The organism is Mesorhizobium sp. ArgA1, from assembly GCF_053714375.1.
In genome coordinates this window covers 1-274 of sequence record NZ_JBSKBQ010000186.1, presented here as the reverse complement: position 1 = coordinate 274, position 274 = coordinate 1, and the positions used below count along the sequence as shown (strand labels likewise).

Annotated in this window: 1 protein-coding gene; it reads right to left on the bottom strand. The window is 61.3% G+C overall.

Annotated elements, in window-relative coordinates; translation table 11 throughout:
- Nucleotides 1-274 (bottom strand): hypothetical protein (locus tag ACWGTI_RS32930; RefSeq protein ID WP_454590713.1); only part of this gene is annotated, 274 nt, incomplete at both ends.

The window sequence follows — 274 nt, the reverse complement described above, 5'->3', positions numbered from 1 at the left end:
CTCCAACAGATGGCGCGCGGCCTGCCTCCGCCGCTCAGCGCCGCAGCGCCCGCGGCCGTCGCAACGCTCGAAAGCGTTAAACACCATCTTTGGCATGGCAACGTCGGCAGAGCACTCATCCTTGTTGAGGACTTCACCGATGGGTTTGATCTCATCGCCGATCCGCCGCCAGAGGTGCGCAAGCTGCGCCGGTAGCTGTTGGAATTCAACCGCTACATCGAAAATAACGCCGATCTCATCCCGAATTACGCCGAACGGCACCGCTATGGCGAGG